Source organism: Coprobacter secundus subsp. similis, from assembly GCF_015097275.1.
GTDB lineage: Bacteria > Bacteroidota > Bacteroidia > Bacteroidales > Coprobacteraceae > Coprobacter > Coprobacter secundus.
In genome coordinates, this window is sequence record NZ_AP023322.1 from 991,690 (window position 1) to 1,010,405 (window position 18,716).

The 18,716-nt window shown below is 34.0% G+C and carries 15 protein-coding genes; 13 read left to right on the forward strand and 2 right to left on the reverse strand.

Features of this window, described 5'->3' with window-relative positions; all coding sequences use genetic code 11:
- Positions 1-231: 231 nt before the first annotated feature.
- On the reverse strand, positions 232-2,376 hold the full coding sequence (locus Cop2CBH44_RS03745; protein ID WP_200755565.1) for a glycoside hydrolase family 97 protein: 2,145 nt from the start codon (positions 2,374-2,376) through the stop codon (positions 232-234).
- A 328-nt stretch (positions 2,377-2,704) separates the two neighbouring features.
- Here Cop2CBH44_RS03745 and Cop2CBH44_RS03750 point away from each other — a divergent pair, with 328 nt between their 5' ends.
- The 11 genes from Cop2CBH44_RS03750 to Cop2CBH44_RS03800 all read left to right on the forward strand — a co-directional run bounded on the left by Cop2CBH44_RS03750 (position 2,705) and on the right by Cop2CBH44_RS03800 (position 14,091).
- Entirely contained in the window at positions 2,705-3,130 is a 426-nt protein-coding gene (locus Cop2CBH44_RS03750) for a deoxycytidylate deaminase (RefSeq protein ID WP_021931249.1), read from the forward strand.
- 61 nt (positions 3,131-3,191) lie between these two features.
- Positions 3,192-4,817, forward strand: a complete 1,626-nt coding sequence (locus Cop2CBH44_RS03755; RefSeq protein ID WP_021931248.1) for a S41 family peptidase — start codon at positions 3,192-3,194, stop codon at positions 4,815-4,817.
- Between the two features lie 3 nt (positions 4,818-4,820).
- Positions 4,821-5,369 (forward strand): 5-formyltetrahydrofolate cyclo-ligase, encoded by a 549-nt coding sequence (locus Cop2CBH44_RS03760; protein ID WP_200755566.1) that lies wholly within the window; start codon positions 4,821-4,823, stop codon positions 5,367-5,369.
- Between the two features lie 12 nt (positions 5,370-5,381).
- Positions 5,382-6,086: a helix-turn-helix transcriptional regulator gene (locus tag Cop2CBH44_RS03765; protein ID WP_246469172.1), complete on the forward strand. Its 705-nt coding sequence runs from the start codon at positions 5,382-5,384 to the stop codon at positions 6,084-6,086.
- A gap of 14 nt (positions 6,087-6,100) precedes the next feature.
- Positions 6,101-6,679: a response regulator transcription factor gene (locus Cop2CBH44_RS03770; RefSeq protein WP_021931245.1), complete on the forward strand. Its 579-nt coding sequence runs from the start codon at positions 6,101-6,103 to the stop codon at positions 6,677-6,679.
- Between the two features lie 21 nt (positions 6,680-6,700).
- Positions 6,701-9,511, forward strand: a complete 2,811-nt coding sequence (locus Cop2CBH44_RS03775) for a M16 family metallopeptidase (protein ID WP_021931244.1) — start codon at positions 6,701-6,703, stop codon at positions 9,509-9,511.
- Positions 9,512-9,710: 199 nt separating this feature from the next.
- Positions 9,711-10,229, forward strand: a complete 519-nt coding sequence (locus Cop2CBH44_RS03780) for a ferritin (protein ID WP_021931243.1) — start codon at positions 9,711-9,713, stop codon at positions 10,227-10,229.
- A gap of 136 nt (positions 10,230-10,365) precedes the next feature.
- A complete protein-coding gene (locus Cop2CBH44_RS03785; RefSeq protein ID WP_021931242.1) occupies positions 10,366-11,007 on the forward strand; it encodes a trimeric intracellular cation channel family protein in 642 nt (213 codons plus the stop codon).
- 4 nt (positions 11,008-11,011) lie between these two features.
- Positions 11,012-11,434 (forward strand): GtrA family protein, encoded by a 423-nt coding sequence (locus Cop2CBH44_RS16685; protein ID WP_021931241.1) that lies wholly within the window; start codon positions 11,012-11,014, stop codon positions 11,432-11,434.
- Entirely contained in the window at positions 11,431-12,366 is a 936-nt protein-coding gene (locus Cop2CBH44_RS03795; RefSeq protein ID WP_200755567.1) for a glycosyltransferase family 2 protein, read from the forward strand. Before Cop2CBH44_RS16685 ends, Cop2CBH44_RS03795 begins: the two co-directional genes overlap by 4 nt.
- Before the next feature lie 18 nt (positions 12,367-12,384).
- Entirely contained in the window at positions 12,385-14,091 is a 1,707-nt protein-coding gene (locus Cop2CBH44_RS03800) for an ArnT family glycosyltransferase (RefSeq protein WP_200755568.1), read from the forward strand.
- A 65-nt stretch (positions 14,092-14,156) separates the two neighbouring features.
- Here the strand turns inward: Cop2CBH44_RS03800 and Cop2CBH44_RS03805 are convergent, their stop codons facing one another.
- The gene (locus tag Cop2CBH44_RS03805; protein ID WP_021931238.1) at positions 14,157-14,657 is read right to left on the reverse strand and encodes a redoxin domain-containing protein; all 501 of its coding nucleotides are present in this window, start codon (positions 14,655-14,657) and stop codon (positions 14,157-14,159) included.
- Positions 14,658-14,995: 338 nt separating this feature from the next.
- Between Cop2CBH44_RS03805 and serB the strand changes: the two genes are divergently transcribed.
- On the forward strand, positions 14,996-16,219 hold the full coding sequence (serB, locus tag Cop2CBH44_RS03810; protein WP_044230716.1) for a phosphoserine phosphatase SerB: 1,224 nt from the start codon (positions 14,996-14,998) through the stop codon (positions 16,217-16,219).
- Between the two features lie 148 nt (positions 16,220-16,367).
- Entirely contained in the window at positions 16,368-18,674 is a 2,307-nt protein-coding gene (locus Cop2CBH44_RS03815) for a patatin-like phospholipase family protein (RefSeq protein ID WP_200755569.1), read from the forward strand.
- The last annotated feature ends 42 nt before the right edge of the window (positions 18,675-18,716 follow it).

The following is an 18,716-nucleotide window of genomic DNA, read 5'->3' on the forward strand; positions in this document are numbered from 1 at the left end:
TTATGAGAATCACTCAGTAATTAACTAAATTCATGCCAAAAAAAATTTTAATATAAAATCTGACAAAAAGACAGCTATTATGACGAAATCCAAAATTGAACTGACAGCTTTTCTTTCCATTCTTTCATAAAACATTTATTGAACAGAAAAGTTCAGTACACATTTGAAACAAAAAGCTCCAAAGAAATTCTTTGGAGCTTTTTGTTTCAAATGTGGCTTGCGTGGAATAAATTATAGTCTTTTCAATCCTTTTAGAGACAAATTATCCGGTGCTTCAATAATACTGATTGCGTACCCTCCTCCAGGAGCCGACTTTAAATTTAACTGCGTTTTATCAGTTACTATACCCTTTGTGATAGTATATGCTTGTGGATTCGTTTCGTAATGAGCATCTGCAGCATCACTGTATATTGTTGCAATATATGTTTTCCCAGGAGTAAGAAAATCTAAAGATATACGACTGGTATGTCCATTCTCATCGCTTGTATTACCAATGAACCAATTATCTGTATTCTTAGCTTGACGAGCTACAGTAATATAATCGCCAGGTTCTGCTTCAAGGTATAGGCTTTTCTCCCAATCGACAGCTACATCTTTTATAAATTGAAACGCATCTAAATGCCTTTCGTAGTTTTCCGGCAAGTCAGCTGCCATCTGAAGAGGACTATACATGGTAACGAATAAAGCTAATTGTCTTGCCAATGTACTTCTCACCCAAGAATCATTATCAGGATTTACATTTTTTATCTGAGTTTCGAAAATTCCCGGTGTGTAGTCCATAGGACCACCTATTAACCGAGTAAATGGTAAAACGGTCGTATGAAAAGGCTTGCTGCCACCAAAAGCTTCATATTCAGTTCCCCTTGCTGATTCGTTTCCTATAAGGTTGGGATATGTGCGACTTAGTCCTGTCGGTCTGACTGCTTCATGAGCATTAACCATGATTTTGTATTTGGCTGCTTCAGTTATAGCATATAAATAATGATTATTCATCCATTGTCCGTAATGGTGTTCTCCACGAGGAATAATATTGCCTACATATCCACTCTTCACAGCGTTATATCCATTGTCTACCATAAACTGGTATGCCTTATTCATATGCCTTTCATAATTTCGAACCGAAGCTGAAGTTTCGTGATGCATCATCAATTTGACTCCTTTGTTTTGTGCATATTCTTGAAGCTCTTGAACATTGAAGTCAGGATATGGCGTAACAAAATCAAATACGTAATCTTTTGTTTTTCCGAACCAATCTTCCCAGCCTTCATTCCAACCTTCTACCAGAACCTGATCAAAACCATGTTCGGCTGCAAAGTCTATATATCGTTTTACATTTTCATTATTTGCTGAGTGCTTACCATTAGGTTGAGTTTTGGAATAGTCGGTTTCTCCCAATCTTACGGAATATAAATCATTTGTATATGCCCAAGAACCTTTACCTGTAATCATATCCCACCACACACCTATATATTTTACAGGTTTTATCCAACTGGTATCTTCATATTTACACGGTTCGTTCAAATTCAATGTAATTCGTGAGGCCAAAATATCTCGAGCATCGTCGCTCACGATGACTGTACGCCAAGGTGTTTGACAAGGAGTCTGCATATACCCTTTATTACCCAAAGCATCGGGAGTCAGCCAGCTTTCAAATATGAAATTTTTATCATCCAAGTTCAAATGCATACAGGAATAATCTATTAATGCAGCTTCATGCAGGTTAATATACAGACCTTCATCGGTTTTCATCATCAAGGCTGTCTGGACTCCTGTAGGAGAAAATGGTGTTTGAGACGAATTTGGAGTAATAGCTCTTTTCATTAGACCTCTGATTTCACTCAATTTAGATTCTGTATAATCATATTCTTGGGTATCATAATCTCCAGGAATCCAAAATGCCGTATGGTCACCGGCCATGGCAAACTGACTATGTTCTTCCTTAATGGTAAAATAGTTTAGATTTTTTTGTTGAGGAAATTCATATCTAAACCCTAAACCATCATCGAAAAGCCTGAAACGAAGAATGATTTTACGGTCTGTATCTGTTTGATCCAATGTAACTACCAGTTCATTATAGTGATTGCGAATGTTTTTTTCTTCGCCCCATACCGGTTGCCAAGTTTCGTCGAAACTGGAAATTGTTGAGTCTACTAACTCAAAACCGTTCATTAATGAAGGTGCATCTTTCAATTCCAACCCTAAACTACTTTCTTTAATTACAGAATGACCCTTATAGCTTAATTCATAAACTGGTTTACCAAATTTAATCTGAAATATAAGTTCCAAATTATTATCTGGGGAATGAAGAGTAATAGCATAGGAATAAATTGATGACAACATATAAAACAGGAAAAATAAAACAGTGATTTTTTTCATATATATAATTTTTTCATTGCTATGCAAAGATACTACAGCAATCAAAGAGAAATAGCCAATAAATAAAAAAGATATCTATCGTGATTTATATAAAAAAGAACAAATATCTATTTATAATATATAATAGAGAAGCTGTTATTTAATCAATGTCATAGATTGATATAATTTTTATAAAATGACTTTTTTTTCTTAACTAAAAAACATCTTTATTTCAATAAAAAAAGCACTTTATTTACCGAAAAAACGTACCTTTGGACAAAATTTCAGAAAACAAATACCAAGTTTTTATGTATACTGAAATAGCAGAATGAATTAACTGTCAGATAATATGGATAACGTCAAACAATTAATGTTAGATAGACGCTATATAAAGATGGCTCTTATCTGGGCTGAAAATTCTTATTGTAAACGTCGTAAAGTAGGAGCTCTCATCGTTAAAGAAAAAATGATTATATCGGATGGATATAACGGAACGCCAGCAGGTTTTGAAAATATTTGTGAAGATGAGGATAATCATACTTTTCCATATGTTTTGCATGCTGAAGCCAATGCCATAACAAAGGTTGCGCGTTCGAACAATAGTAGCGAAGGTGCTACATTATATGTGACATCTTCTCCTTGTATCGAATGTGCAAAGTTGATTATTCAAGCTGGGATACGACGTGTCGTGTTTTCGGAACATTATCGATTGCATGATGGCATCGATTTACTTGAACAAGCAGGCATACAAGTTGATTTTGTTGAAGCAGAGTAAAATTTACTTTTGGCATAAATTTTGTCGATAAACTGAGTATAGATTATAGTTTCTTCGTGGAATGAATAAAAAAACATTTATATGGCTACCTATCATTATAGCGGTAGCGATGGTTGCTGGTCTTTATATCGGTAGGTATTATCATCAAACCAGTATGATAGGACCTGGCTTCTTTTCTACACATAGTAAAATTGAGAGCCTACTTGACATTATCAATAGTCAGTATGTAGATACGGTTGACTCAAAACAACTTGTAGAAGATGTTATGCCTAAAATTATAGGAGAACTTGACCCGCATTCGGCTTATATTCCAGCCAAAGATTTGGAAAGTGTCAATGAAGAATTAGAAGGTAGTTTTGGTGGTATTGGTGTTCAATTCAGCATATTGAATGATACAATAACAGTGGTCAGTGTTATTTCTGGTGGTCCATCAGAAAAAGTTGGGATTTTACCGGGAGACCGTATTATTGCGGTGAACGATACGTCATTTGTAGGAAAAGAAATTACAAATGAAAAAGTAATGGGAAAATTACGAGGGCCCAAAGGATCTCAAGTAAATCTTAGTATCAAACGGGCGTCGTCTAAAACTCCATTGGAATTTGATGTCGTACGTGGAGATATACCAGTGAATAGTGTTGATGTTTCTTTTAAAATCAATGAAAAAACTGGATACCTAAAAATCAGCAAGTTTGGACGTACTACTTACGATGAATTTATGAATGCTCTTGCAAAACTGAAAAAAGAGGGAGCAGAAAAGTATATCATTGATTTAAGAGGAAATACGGGCGGCTATATGGAAGCTGCAATAAATATGGTAAATGAATTTTTACCGAAGGGCCAGTTGATTGTATATACAGAAGGAAAAGCTTTTAAAAGAGAAGAAGCGTATTCTAATGGAACCGGCGCTTTTCAAAAAAATCAGGTTATTATTTTAATGGACGAATGGTCTGCTTCAGCCAGCGAAATATTTGCAGGAGCTATTCAAGATAATGACCGAGGGTTGATTATCGGCAGACGTTCATTTGGTAAAGGTTTGGTGCAACAGCAGATACCGTTTTCTGACGGTTCGGCCATTCGCCTAACTATTGCCCGATATTATACGCCATCGGGACGTTCTATCCAAAAAAACTACGAATTGGGAAAAAATGATGATTACAGTCAAGATATAATGAACCGTTTCTTACATGGTGAATTTGATTCTAAGGATAGTATAAAATTGAACACAGAATTGCGATATAAAACTCTGAATGGACGAGATGTCTATGGAGGCGGCGGCATTATGCCTGATATTTTTGTTCCCCGCGATACAATCGGTATCACTTCGTATTTTAACAGTGTTGTAAATACAGGGCTTATATATCAATTTGCATTCAAATATTCGGATGAACACAGAGAGACACTCGAAAAATATAAAAATTATCAAGATATATTGCGTTATATGCAAAAACAACCTCTTCTAAACGAGTTTGTAATATACGCAGCAAAGCATGGAGTAAAACCTCGCCCCGTGTATATTAATATATCCCGACATCTTATTACAAATCAATTGTACGCATATATTGCACGAAACATATTAGGAGATGAAGCGTTCTATCCTATCTTGATGACTCACGATAATACGTTGCTAAAAGCAGTAGAAATATTGAATGATAATAAAGGCTTCCCTGTACTTCCGGTAGATAGATAAAATATGAATAAATCGGAATTACGGAAGAAAATAAGAATATTGAAACATTCTGTTTCTTTAGAGCAAAAAAAAACAGAATCCAATAAAGTATTTTCTATCATTGAATCTATTCCTCAATTTTGCCGGGCAACGAATGTCTTGCTATATCATTCGTTACCCGACGAAGTGATTACTCATGAATTCATTCAAAAATGGCATTTGAAAAAAAATATTTTTCTTCCATATGTGGACAACGATTATTTGCAGGTCCGAAAGTATATTTCTGGAGAATTAAAAACCGGAAAATTCGGAATTGAAGAGCCTACGGGACCGGAAATTAACAATTTGTCAAATATTGACTTAGTGATAGTTCCAGGTATGGCTTTTGATATGAAAGGCAATCGCTTAGGAAGAGGAAAAGGTTATTATGATAAATTATTAAGAAAAATGAGATGTTATAAAATCGGAGTATGTTATAACTTTCAGTTATTGGAAAATATTCCTGTTGAAGAACATGATTTTCCAATGGATATGGTTATTTCTCCAATGAATATTATTATGTGTCATGACTAATTTTGAGCTTATATGTCTTTAGTGTATGCAGAAATGCCGTTATCTGAAATCATCTTAAATGAACCATTATTGATTCCGGTTATTAATCGTTTTGGAATTATTTTAGGAACAAAAGATAAAAGTGTACAGACTTTATGTCAGGAAAATAATCTTGATACAGATTTTTTTCTGACTATACTTAATACATTTATCAATGATTCTTTTTTCCCAGAAAAACGATTGAAGTCTTTTTGTGTAACACAGATAGTGGATTATCTTTCGCAGACAAATCAATACTACAAACGATATCAAATACCCAATATAGAAAAACATTTCGGTCTATTAATAGAAAAAAGTCCATATAAAAATAACAATTTGGAATTGATACGAGAGTTTTTTTTCGAATTAAAGCATGAATTATTAAAGCGCATCGAAGATGACCAGCAATCTTGGTTTCCTAAGATAAAACGCTTATCGGCAAATGTACATTCTCAAATTCCGGGTTTTTCTCTAACCAGTTTCTTAAAAGATGATCCAGATCCGATAGAAGAAAAGCTGAACGATTTAAAAAGTTTTTTTGTTTTACATTTGACTGGCAAATATGACCTGAATCTTTGCTATGGGGTTATATTTGCTATTTTTAGTTTAGAAAAAGATATAAAACAAAATAATCGGATAAGAAACCGGATTTTGAAACCATTGTACCATTTATTACAATCAGCCGAGTTTTCTAATTAATACCAATCTATTGTATGCTTAGAAATAAACAAATAGTTATCATATCTGCATGTCCTCTTTATAATACAGGATTGAGACATGTGTTGAATGAGTATTTTTCGGCACAAAAGGTTGATGTATATAATGACATTAATTATTTTTTTAACTCATTTCCAGAGATATATGATTTCTATTTTGTTACCTCAGACTTTTTTCTATGTTATTGTGATTTCTTTTTACCTAGAAAAAGTAAAGTAATATTGCTTGTTAAGGATATTTTTAGGGGACAATCCATATCAAACATTGAATTTAAAATTAATATCTTTGCTGACACAAATGAAATAATTGAGCAATTGCAGTCTTTTTTCGAGTCTGCATGTCAGCGATTATCGAATGAGTATCATACAAATTTGACACCGCGGGAGATTGAAGTATTACAACTTATCGCCCAAGGATTTATTAATAAAGAGATTGCAAATAGATTGAATATCAGTTTTAACACTGTACTTACGCATAGAAAGAATATAACAGCTAAATTGGGAATAAAAACAGTTTCAGGACTTAGTTTTTATGCTATGATGAATGGATATGTAAAGATAGATATGAATGAATAATTTAATCTAAAATATAACATTATGCAAATAAGAAAAATTACATTAGTACTTGCTGTTGTCATATTAGGATTTACATCGGCGATAGCTCAACAATTAGCACCTCTACCTATCGATCCGAATGTCCGGTATGGTAAATTGGAGAATGGACTTACTTATTATGTAAGACATAATGAACATCCTAAAAATCGTGCAGAATTTTATATAGCCCAAAAAGTAGGCTCTATATTGGAAGAGGAAAATCAAAGAGGCCTAGCTCATTTCCTTGAACATATGGCTTTTAACGGGACCAAAAACTTTCCGGGTAAAAGCATGTTAAATTATCTTGAAACAATCGGTGTAAAATTCGGGACCAATGTAAACGCCTATACGGGATTTGATGAAACAGTGTATAACCTCTCGAATGTACCTGTAACAAGAGAAAGTATTGTTGATTCCTGTTTATTAATTTTACATGATTGGTCGTGTGCAATTGCTCTTGAAGATAAAGAAATAGATGAGGAACGTGGTGTAATTCGAGAGGAATGGCGTACGCGTACCGATGCAAATATGAGAATGTGGGACATTCTTGTTCCTACAATGTTTGCTGGTAGTCAATATGCTAATCGCATGCCAATCGGTACGATGGATGTCGTGATGAATTTTCCTTATCAGACATTAAGGGATTATTATCATAAATGGTATCGTCCCGACCAACAAGGTATTATTGTAGTCGGAGATATTGATGCAGAAAAAGTAGAAGCAAAAATAAAAGAACTGTTCGGGAAGATAAAGATGCCAGAAAATGCGGCAGAACGTATCTATTATACTGTTCCTGACAACAAAGAGCCGATTATTACTGTCGGAAAAGACAAGGAGGCGACATCAACTTCTATTATGGTATTCTATAAACACGATCCTATGCCTAAGGAATTAAAGTCTACTGTAGCAGGAATTGCAGAAAGTTATCTTAAGGGTATATCATCGATGATGCTTAGTTCACGATTGAGTGAAATGGCAGAAAAACCTAACGCTCCATTTCTCGGTGCTTATGCCTATGATGATAATTTTTTCGTATCTAAAACCAAAGAAGCCTTTACAGCTGTTGCATCCAGTAAGGAAGGAGGTTCAAAAGAAGCCCTTGAAGCTCTCTTAAGAGAAATAGAACGGGTGAATAAGTTCGGATTTACTCTATCAGAATATGAAAGAGCAAAAGCCGACTTATTGAGCTATATCGAGCGTCTCTACAAGGAAAAAGACAAAGAAAAAAACGGCAGTTATGTAAAAGAGTATGTAAGCCATTTCACTGACGGTGGAGCAATACCGGGAATAGAAATAGAATATTCTCTTTATAAACAGATTGCAGAGTCGATGACTTTGGATCAGGTAAATGATTATATAAAAAACCTTATTGGAGAAGAGAATATCGTTATTACTATTACCGGTCCAGATAAAGAAGGTGTTTCCTACCCTACCAGTGAAGAGATTATTACTTTGCAAAAAAATATAAATAAAGAAAACCTTGCCCCTTATGAGGATAAAGTTTCGAATGAACCTTTGTTATCTCAACTGCCTGTTCCTGGAAAAATTTCAAAAGAGTCTTTTGATAAAAAATTCGGTACAACCGTATGGCTTTTATCAAATGGTGCCAAGGTAGTACTGAAGCCAACCGATTTCAAAAATGACCAAATTGTCATGAGTGCTGTAAGCAAAGGAGGTAAAAGCCTGTATGATAATGATGAAATAATTGACCTTTCGGTATTTGATGCCGTCGTAGGCTTGAGTAAAACCGGGCAATTTACCAATATAGATTTGCAAAAAATTTTAGCTGGTAAACAAGTATCTACAAGTATCGGATTAGGTGAATATAGTGAGAGTATTGCAGGGACTTCTACTCCGAAAGATTTGGAAACAATGATGCAGCTCCTTTATCTGGACTTTACGAATCTGAATAAAGATGATGATGCATTTTTATCTTGGCAACAACGTACAAAAGCAGCATTGAAGAATATGAGTGCTAATCCTAAGGTTGCGTTCAATGATTCTTTGAGTATCGCTATTTGGAATAATAATCCTCGCATTAAAAATTTGAAAGAAGATGATATAGACAAAATCAATTATGATAGAGTATTGGCTATATGGAAAGAACGTTTTGGCGATGCATCAGACTTTACATTTACTTTTGTTGGTAATATTAATATAGATTCTATCCGTCCTTTAGTAGAGCAATATATTGCTTCTTTACCTTCAACATATAGTAAAGAAATTGCCGGCAAACCCAGACTAAAACTTCGTAAAGGTACCTATATAAATGATTTTGAGAGAGAAATGGAAACTCCAAAATCTACAGTTTATTGTCTTTATTCCGGAGACCATAAATATAAATATGAGGACTTTATCAAGCTTTACATATTTGACCAGATTATGGATATTGTATATACCAATACTATCAGGGAAGAAGAAGGTGGAACATATGGGGTTGCAACACAATCCAGTATATCAAGAGAAAGGAATGATTGGATGTTTTTGTTTGGTTTTGATACCAATCCTGAAATGCAGGAAAAACTCCAACAGCGAGCAGTAGATGAACTTATGAAGGTTGTGAAAGAAGGTCCCTCCGCTGAAAATTTGAATAAAGTAAAGGAATATATGTTGAAAAAGAATACAGAGGACATGCGTGAAAATACGTATTGGTTAGGAAAGTTAAATACATATAACCTTTATGGTGTGGATGAAATGCACCCCACAACTGAAATTATCAAGAAGCAAACCCCAGAATCGATTAAAAAGTTAGTTAAAAAAATGTTTGATTCAAAAAATTACATACAAGTAAGTATGAAAGGTATTGCAAAATAAAATTTTCACCAGGTTTTAAACAAAAAAACGTTACCAATAGGTAGCGTTTTTTTTAACAGAATAAACAAAAAAACGAGAAAAAAACAAATAATATATTGGTACAATTTTTGTACTTTTGTAAAAGACTCTTAGGAGAAAGAAATAAGTTTAAATTAAAAACAAAATACAAACATTAACCAATTAGTAAAAACATTTGATTATGATTAGTAAAAAAATTGAAGAAGCATTGAATGCTCAGATTAATGCAGAATTTTGGTCTGCATATCTCTATCTTTCTATGTCTGCCAATTTTGCCGTAAAGGGAAACCCAGGATTTGCAAATTGGTTTAATATACAATTTAAAGAAGAACAAGACCATGCACAGATATTTATCAAATACCTTTTATCAAGAGGAGGAAAAGTAGTATTGTCTCCTATCGAAGCTGTGAAGACAGAATGGGAAAGTCCACTAGATGCATATAAAGATACTTTGGAACATGAAAAGAAAGTAACTTCTATGATTAATAATTTGTATGCATTAGCCAGCGCAGAGAATGATTATGCTACACAAAGCATGTTGAAATGGTTTATAGACGAACAAGTAGAAGAGGAAGAAACTGCTCAGGGCTTGATTGATAGTCTTACAATGATCAAAGATAATGGCTTCGGTATATATATGCTTGATAAAGAACTAAGTGCCCGTACTTATACTCAGGCAGCACCTCTTGCCGGGAAATAAAAAATATATATTTTCTCAATTATAGAGAACCCTAATTAAGGGTTCTCTGTTTTTTTAATACAATCTATGAATTATAAAGAATTTGGTTGGAGCTAATCATTTAAAATTTGTATTTTTGTAACTATTAAATACAAATATGGAGAGTACATTTGTTACCATCATAGAGATTATTGGGACTATGGCTTTTGCAATCAGTGGAATACGATTGGCTTCGGCAAAAAAATTTGACTGGTTTGGTGCATACGTTGTAGGCTTGGTTACGGCAATAGGTGGTGGTACGTTGAGGGATGTACTATTGGATTTACCTGCTTTTTGGATGCAAAACAGCATTTATTTGACCGTCACTGCTTTGTCTTTATTATTTGTTATTTTTTTTGGACAATACTTAATCCGCCTCCAAAATACATTTTTTATTTTCGATACTATAGGTTTGGCCTTATTTGTTGTAGTAGGCATACAGAAAACATTAATGGTCGGTTATCCTTTCTGGGTAGCAATTGTTATGGGAACGATTACTGGAGCATTCGGAGGGATAATACGAGATATACTTATCAATGAGGAACCTCTTATTTTCAGAAAAGATATTTATGCTATGGCTTGTGTTATAGGCGGTATCTTTTATTGGCTAAGTTATAAAATAGGACTAAATGATGTTATCACACAATCAATATCGGCAGCAATGGTAATTATAACCCGGCTTGTTGCTGTCAAATATCATATGAGCTTGCCAGCATTGAAGGCTGAAGATGAATATAACCAATCAAAACAGAAAAAATAAATACATGAATCATCATATATTGAAAAGAATAGATAGACAGACCGCCCTTCAATTTTTCAAATTTTTAATTGTAGGATGTATAAATACGGGATTATCCCTTGCTGTCATTTATATATTGCAAAATGGATTTGATGTAAAATATACTAAAGCAAATCTGATAGGTTATATTTTAGGGGTCATAAATAGTTTTTTTTGGAATAAATTATGGGTATTTCAAAAAAAAGATGGAAAATTTATCCGTGAGGCTTTGTTATTTTTACTTATTTTCGGAATTTGTTATAGTCTTCAGTATATATGTTTGATTGTGTTCGTGGAGGAATTATACTTATCAGAAAACTGGTCTCAATTATTTTCAATGGGAATTTACACCGTTGCCAATTATATACTGAATCGTTGTATAACATTTAAAATGCCTTCTCAAATATGAAACTAAGTGTTATTATCCCTTGCTATAATGAAGAAGCTGTATTGGAGACCTCTTATACGCGCTTTTCAAATGTACTTCAATCTACCGGATACGATTATGAAATGATTATGGTCAACGATGGTAGCAAAGACCAAACATTGAAGATATTATCAACTTTTGCACAAAAGGATAAGAATATTAAGATAATATCATTTTCACGAAACTTCGGACATCAAAATGCTGTAACGGCCGGATTGCATAATTGTTCGGGAGATATAGCAGTCATTATTGATGCAGATCTCCAGGATCCACCAGAAGTGATACCTGAAATGGTAGAAGTGTATAAAAAAGAGAAGTGCAATGTTGTATATGCAGTTCGTAATAAAAGAAAAGGAGAATCTTTTTTCAAGCTAATAACTGCGAAATTGTATTATCGTACATTAAACTATCTTTCGGACTACTCTTTTCCAGTAGATACAGGTGATTTCAGACTTGTTGACAGAAAGGTTTTAGAAACTTTCAGACAATTTCCTGAAAAGCATAAATATTTGAGAGGGTTGTTTAGTTGGATGGGATTTAAGCAAATACCTTTTTATTATAATAGAGATGAAAGGGCTGCCGGAGAAACCAAATATTCATTTCAAAAGATGATAAAACTGGCTTCGGTGGGCATCTTTGGTTTTTCGAAGAAACCTTTGAAATTAGCTATTTCATTAGGAACTATATCGATATTGGTAGCTTTAGTAATGGTCATATGGATTATTTATTTGCAAATCTTTGCACAAGATAATGTTGTACAAGGATGGTCATCTACAATTATAACAATATTATTTTTGGGAGGTATACAATTATTTACAATTGGTATATTGGGAGAATATATTGGAAATATATTTGACGAAACAAAAAATCGTCCGGAATATATAATTCAGGAAAAAATTAATTTTGAAGAATAACGTCAAAAATCTATATCTATGAGATTAAACTCAAAAGTTACCCTGTTACTTTTACTATCGACTATCTGCATTCTGACATTATTACCATTTTTAGGTCTTACAGATTTTCATACAAAAGGTGAACCCAGAGAAGCCATTGTAGCCGTATCTATGTTACAAAGTGACAACTGGGTACTTCCCATAAATAATGGAGGAGATATTGCCTATAAGCCACCTCTATTTCATTGGGCCATAGCCCTTTTGTCTTTACCTTTCGGAGAAGTAAGCGAATATACTTCACGTTTACCGTCTGCTCTTGCTGCAATCATCATTGCAATTGTTACATTCCTTTTTTACGCACGCAGAAGAAACAACAATTTAGCTTTCCTCACAGCGCTTCTTTTTTTATCCTGTTTTGAGGTACATCGAGCAGCTATGGCATCCCGAGTGGATATGGTGTTGACACTATTTATTGTGACATCTCTGTACCAGTTATATCGATGGACAGAAAGAGACATGAAGGGCTTTCCTTTTGTCGCGACACTCCTTATGGGTGCCGCCACGTTGACTAAAGGACCAGTCGGTATAATCTTGCCTTGTGCTGTAACTGCGATATATTTGCTTGTACGCGGAAAACAATTTTTTACAGTATTGTATCGATTCATTTTTATTAGTATCGTATCATGTATATTACCTGCTATATGGTATTATCTCGCTTACAAGCAAGGAGGAGATAATTTTGTAAATCTGGTCATAGAAGAAAATTTTGGACGTTTCTTAGGGAAAATGTCATATGAGTCTCACGAAGGTACTGTTTTATATTATATATACACAACTATCGCCGGCTTTATCCCCTGGTCTATATTAGTATTATTTTCATTATTTACATTGAAATACGCTTTACCCAATGGGAAAATAACTGTATGGTGGCAAAAATTCAAGAACTATATTTCTCAAATGGATGACACCCGTCTTTTTACTCTGCTCTCTTTTGCTGTCATGTTTGTATTTTACTGTATTCCTAAGAGTAAACGTTCTGTATATTTACTACCCATCTACCCTTTCTTATGTTTTTTTCTGGCAGAATATATGTTCTGGTTATTGAAAAACAGACAGAAAGTTTGGAGAGTTTTCGGGATTTTTATGTCAGTTGTAACTTGCATTGTCTTATTTGTATTCATAGCAGCACAATCCAAGTGGATTACTCCTGAAATTTTACCGGCTAAACTGTCCGAACAATTGGGGCATTATTTGACGGCATTAAATGGCCCATGGAATATTATGGGCATATTTTGTGTTCTTATATTGGTTATCGTATTATACCAGACCTATAGAAGTAAGAGAGACTTGTCTTTAAACAATAGATATTTATATACTGTCGTTGCTCTATTTTTCTGGTTACAAATTTTGCTGGATGCCATTATACTACCAGATATATTGAATGCAAAATCGATGAGGCCTTTCGCTGAGAAAGTAAAAGAGGAAGTTCCGGAAGGAAAGATTTATTCCTTTGTTTCGACTCCTATGCTCCGATTTTTTATCGTGAATTTTTATAATGATAACCGAATAGTTGAATTTGAAAAGGAAAAACCGGAATCAGGTTATTTACTGGTAGGAAAAAGCGATTTTAACTATATCAATACAAATTATGGCAGTAATTTTATATTTAATGAGGTAATGAAGACCAATCGTAAAGGAAATGATGTAAAGGATATTATATATCTATATAAATTCGAGAAAAGATAATAAACTCGTTTTTAAGGAAAAAAACAAAAAAATAGCTTTGTTTTGAACAAAGCTATTTTTAATTTTTATTGACGAATAAGTTGTGTCAATTTTTCAGGGCTAAAGTTTTTGGCAATGATTACCCCCTTAGGGTTTATTAAATAGTTACCAAATCCTTTTTGAAGACGAAAATCCCTAAAAATCTGGGATTTTTCCCCATTTTTGTCGTAATAATGAGTACTTTCGCTCAAGCCATCAAGTCTTACAGACTCTCTATATACATTCTCATTCATATCAAATGAAACAGATACGAAACGAATGTTGTCATGAGCTTCTAACTTGTCTATTGCCGATTGTATTTTTACATTTGATACTCTCGATTGGGCATCATATCCAGCCCAAAAATTCAATATGACAAATTTTCCTTTTTCAGCTTTCAAGTCAAAATGTCCATCAATCGTATCTCCTACTTGAAATATAGGAGCTTTTTGACCGACCTTTATTCCTACTTTAGGTTCATTGGTATTGGCAAATGAAAGCATTAAAAATAATAAAAGTACTGCACCTACGGACTTTAAATTCTTCATAATAAAGTCTTATAATTCGTACTAAATCCGATATATTCGACATCCCGTCAAAAATAACCAGACCCCACTGATTTTCAGCAGTCAATCAAAGCTTTCGGAAGCGCTCTTCTCCCAGCAGAGATTTGTAAAACTTTGCAAAGGTACGATTTTTTGATATAGTAGCCAAATCTCATTTACATTTATTTACATTTTGACAATAAATTAATTTATTAGATAACAAAGTTTTATATTTTTTCAATATGCTATCAGAGTCTTTTTACTGCCTATAAATGGCCTCTCACACTGTTGTTTGTATACTTTTTCGTATCTTTGCAATAAAATGAAGTTAGTAAAACAAAATGAACCAGAAAACAGAAATTATTCTTATCAACATATCCGGAGAGGACAAGCCCGGTGTTACTTCGGCATTGACAGAAATATTGGCCAGGTATGATGCCTTTATCCTCGATATCGGGCAGGCAGATATCCATCATACTCTCTCTTTAGGAATACTGTTTAAAACGACAGGAGATAAAGCCGGCGATATAATGAAAGATCTTTTGTTCAAGGCATACGAACTCGATGTAAATATCCGCTTCTCACCTATCAGTGAAAAAGAATACAACAGCTGGGTCGGACTGCAAGGTAAGAATCGCTATATCATTACTATACTTGGAAGGCAAATTACTGCTCGGCAAATTGCAGCTGTAACCAGTATCGTTGCAGAACAAGGACTTAATATTGACGGGATACAACGATTGACAGGACGTATTCCACTGGATGAAAATTCGCGCAGTACCAAATCCTGTATAGAACTTTCGGTAAGGGGTACACCCAAGGATAAGGACGATATGCAGTCGAGCTTCATGCAATTATCTACAGATTTGGAAATGGATATTTCTTTGCAACAAGATAATATGTTCCGCCGTTGTCGACGACTTATCTGTTTTGATATGGATTCAACCCTTATTGAAACGGAAGTTATCGATGAACTGGCTATACGGGCAGGCGTCGGAGAGCAGGTAAAAGCTATAACAGAATCTGCTATGCGTGGGGAAATAGATTTTTGTGAAAGTTTTAAGGAAAGAGTAAAACTGCTTAAGGGCCTTGATGTGTCGGTTATGGAAGATATCGCACAGAATTTGCCTATAACGGAAGGTGTAGATCATTTGATGGAAGTTCTTAAAACCGCGGGATTTAAAATTGCCATTTTATCAGGAGGTTTTACTTATTTTGGTAACTACCTCAAAAAGAAATACGGAATCGATTATGTATATGCAAATGAACTGGAAATAGAAAATGGAAAACTTACAGGACGATATGTCGGTGATATTGTTGATGGAAAACGAAAAGCCGAACTGTTAAGGCTCATTGCTCAAGTAGAAAATGTCGATATAGCACAAACAATTGCAGTTGGAGATGGAGCAAATGATTTGCCAATGTTGAATATGGCCGGTTTAGGAATCGCTTATCACGCAAAACCTAAAGTGAAAGAAAATGCCAGCCAGTCAATATCAACAATAGGACTGGATGGTGTTCTGTACTTTATTGGATTCAAAGATTCTTATTTTGGAAATAAATAATTTATTGGGTATATTTAGAAAGAGCCTTTGAAAAACCTTTCGAAGGCTCTTTTTGTTTACAATTTGCATATATTATTTAATAAAAGAAGTTCTATTTTTTGCAAAAAAACTGTTAGCTTTGAAAAAATATTTCACCGGATAATATAAAATGAAGAAATTTTTATTGACTTTGTTTACAATATTTATTTGTCCTTCTCTTCTGTATTCTCAAACAGTAGGTTTGGTCTTAAGCGGTGGAGGAGCAAAAGGTATTGCTCACATAGGTGTTATTCAAGCTTTAGAAGAAAATAATATTCCAATAGATTACATTGCCGGTACATCAATGGGGGCTATTGTGGGAGCTTTATATTCGATGGGATATACTCCAGCAGAAATGGTAGAATTGATTAAGTCTCCGGATTTTGCATCCTGGTCTACAGGAACTATGGAAGAAGACTATATTTATTATTTTAAGAAACCAGACTTAGTCCCAGAATTTGCATCTTTTAAAATAGGGCTTCAGGATTCCAGTAAGATTACTCCACATTTTTTGCCTCAAAGTTTGATAAATCCTTTACCAATGAATTTCGCTTTTATGCGAATATTCGCACCCTATACAGCACAATCGGGTGGAAATTTTGATAATTTGTTTGTTCCATTCCGGGCTGTGGCATCAGATGTATATAACAAAAGGCCTCTTATTTTGAAAAATGGAGATTTGGGAGATGCAGTCAGGGCATCGATGAGTTTTCCATTTGTTTTCAAACCGATTGAGATTGATGGTGTTCTTGTCTATGACGGCGGCATTTATAACAATTTTCCGATAGATGTCATGAAAGAGGATTTTAATCCTGATATTATTATAGGTAGCAATGTGGCATCGGCAATAGAAAAACCCGATGAAAACAACCTTATGGGACAAATCGAGAATATGGTCATGCAAAAGACTAATTATACAATAGACGAAAACGAAGGTATTCTTATCGACTTCGATTTAAAAGAATTTGGATTACTGGATTTTCCCAAAGCTGATATAATATATAATATTGGATATGAAAAGACGCAGGATATGATGGATTCTATCAAATCACGTATCCCCAGGGAAATTGCAGCTGATAAAATAGCATTGCAACGTATGATTTATAAAAGTAAAACTCCAGAACTTATTTTCGACGATGTATCGGTGCAAGGGGGAAATCATTCACAACAAAGTTATATCAAAAAACAGTTTCATACGAATGATGAGCGTCCTACATTTACTCAAGAAGAAGCAAAAAAATCATATTATAAATTACTATCAGACTCAAAAATTTCCGATTTAATACCTCATGCTATCTATGAGGAGGAGTCTGGAAACTTCAAATTGGATTTGAAAGCAAAAGTAAGCGATAATATTGTCTTAGGTATCGGTGGATATATATCTTCGGGTAATACAAACTTAATATATTTAGGGGCAAAATACAGGACATTAAGTCTTTATTCTATGGATATTGACGTGAATGGCCAGCTTGGGAAAACTTATACTACGGGACTGGCCTCAGTACGGTTCGAATTACCCAGTGATATACCTATGTACCTTAAGTTGATGGGAGTACACTCGAAAAAAAAGTATTATGAGAGTGAAAAACTGTTCTATATAGATGAGTCTCCGACATTCATAACGAATGGAGAATCGTATTTTAAATTAAGAGTCGGTCTGCCGTTTCTTACAACAGGAAAAACGGAGTTATCAGCAGGATATGGAACTCTTACTGACAGATATTATCAGTCAAACGTGGTAGATTATAGTCAAACAACAGCGGATAAGAGCAATTATAAATTATTTATGGGATCGATTCGCTTTGAAAAAAACACATTGAACAGTTTTATGTTTCCTGTATCAGGAAATAGTATTTCAGTTGTCGGAGAAGCTGTATATGGTAAAGAATATTATTATGCCAGTGAAGGAAAAGAGATATCTAAACGTTCGACTAATAAAAATAAACATTCATGGTTACAATTGACAGGACAAACTAATCATTACTTGAATTTATCACAAAAATTTACTTTTGGTATACGTTCTGAAATAGTATTATCAAGTAAAGGATTTTTTGATAATTATACTTCCACAATTATCCAAGCTCCAGCGTTTACGCCCACTCCTCATAGTAAGATGGTATTTAACGAAGCATTCAGGGCAACACAATATATCGCAGCTGGTGTGCTGCCTATTTGGAAAATTGTGAATAAGCTGCAATTACGTACTGAACTTTATGGTTTTGCTCCTTTTTATAAAATAAAACGGGGAGAAAACAATAAGCCTTATTATGGGAAATTCATGAACTCGTTTGAATATATCGGAGAGGTTGCTTTAGTGTATGATTTACCTTTTGCTTCGATTAGTATGTATGTAAATAAGTACAGCTATCCTAAAAATAATTGGAATTTTGGAATAGGATTAGGATTCTTATTGTATAATGCTAAATTTATAGAATAATTTTGCAAATCTATATTACTGATTTTTTGAAATATAAATTCA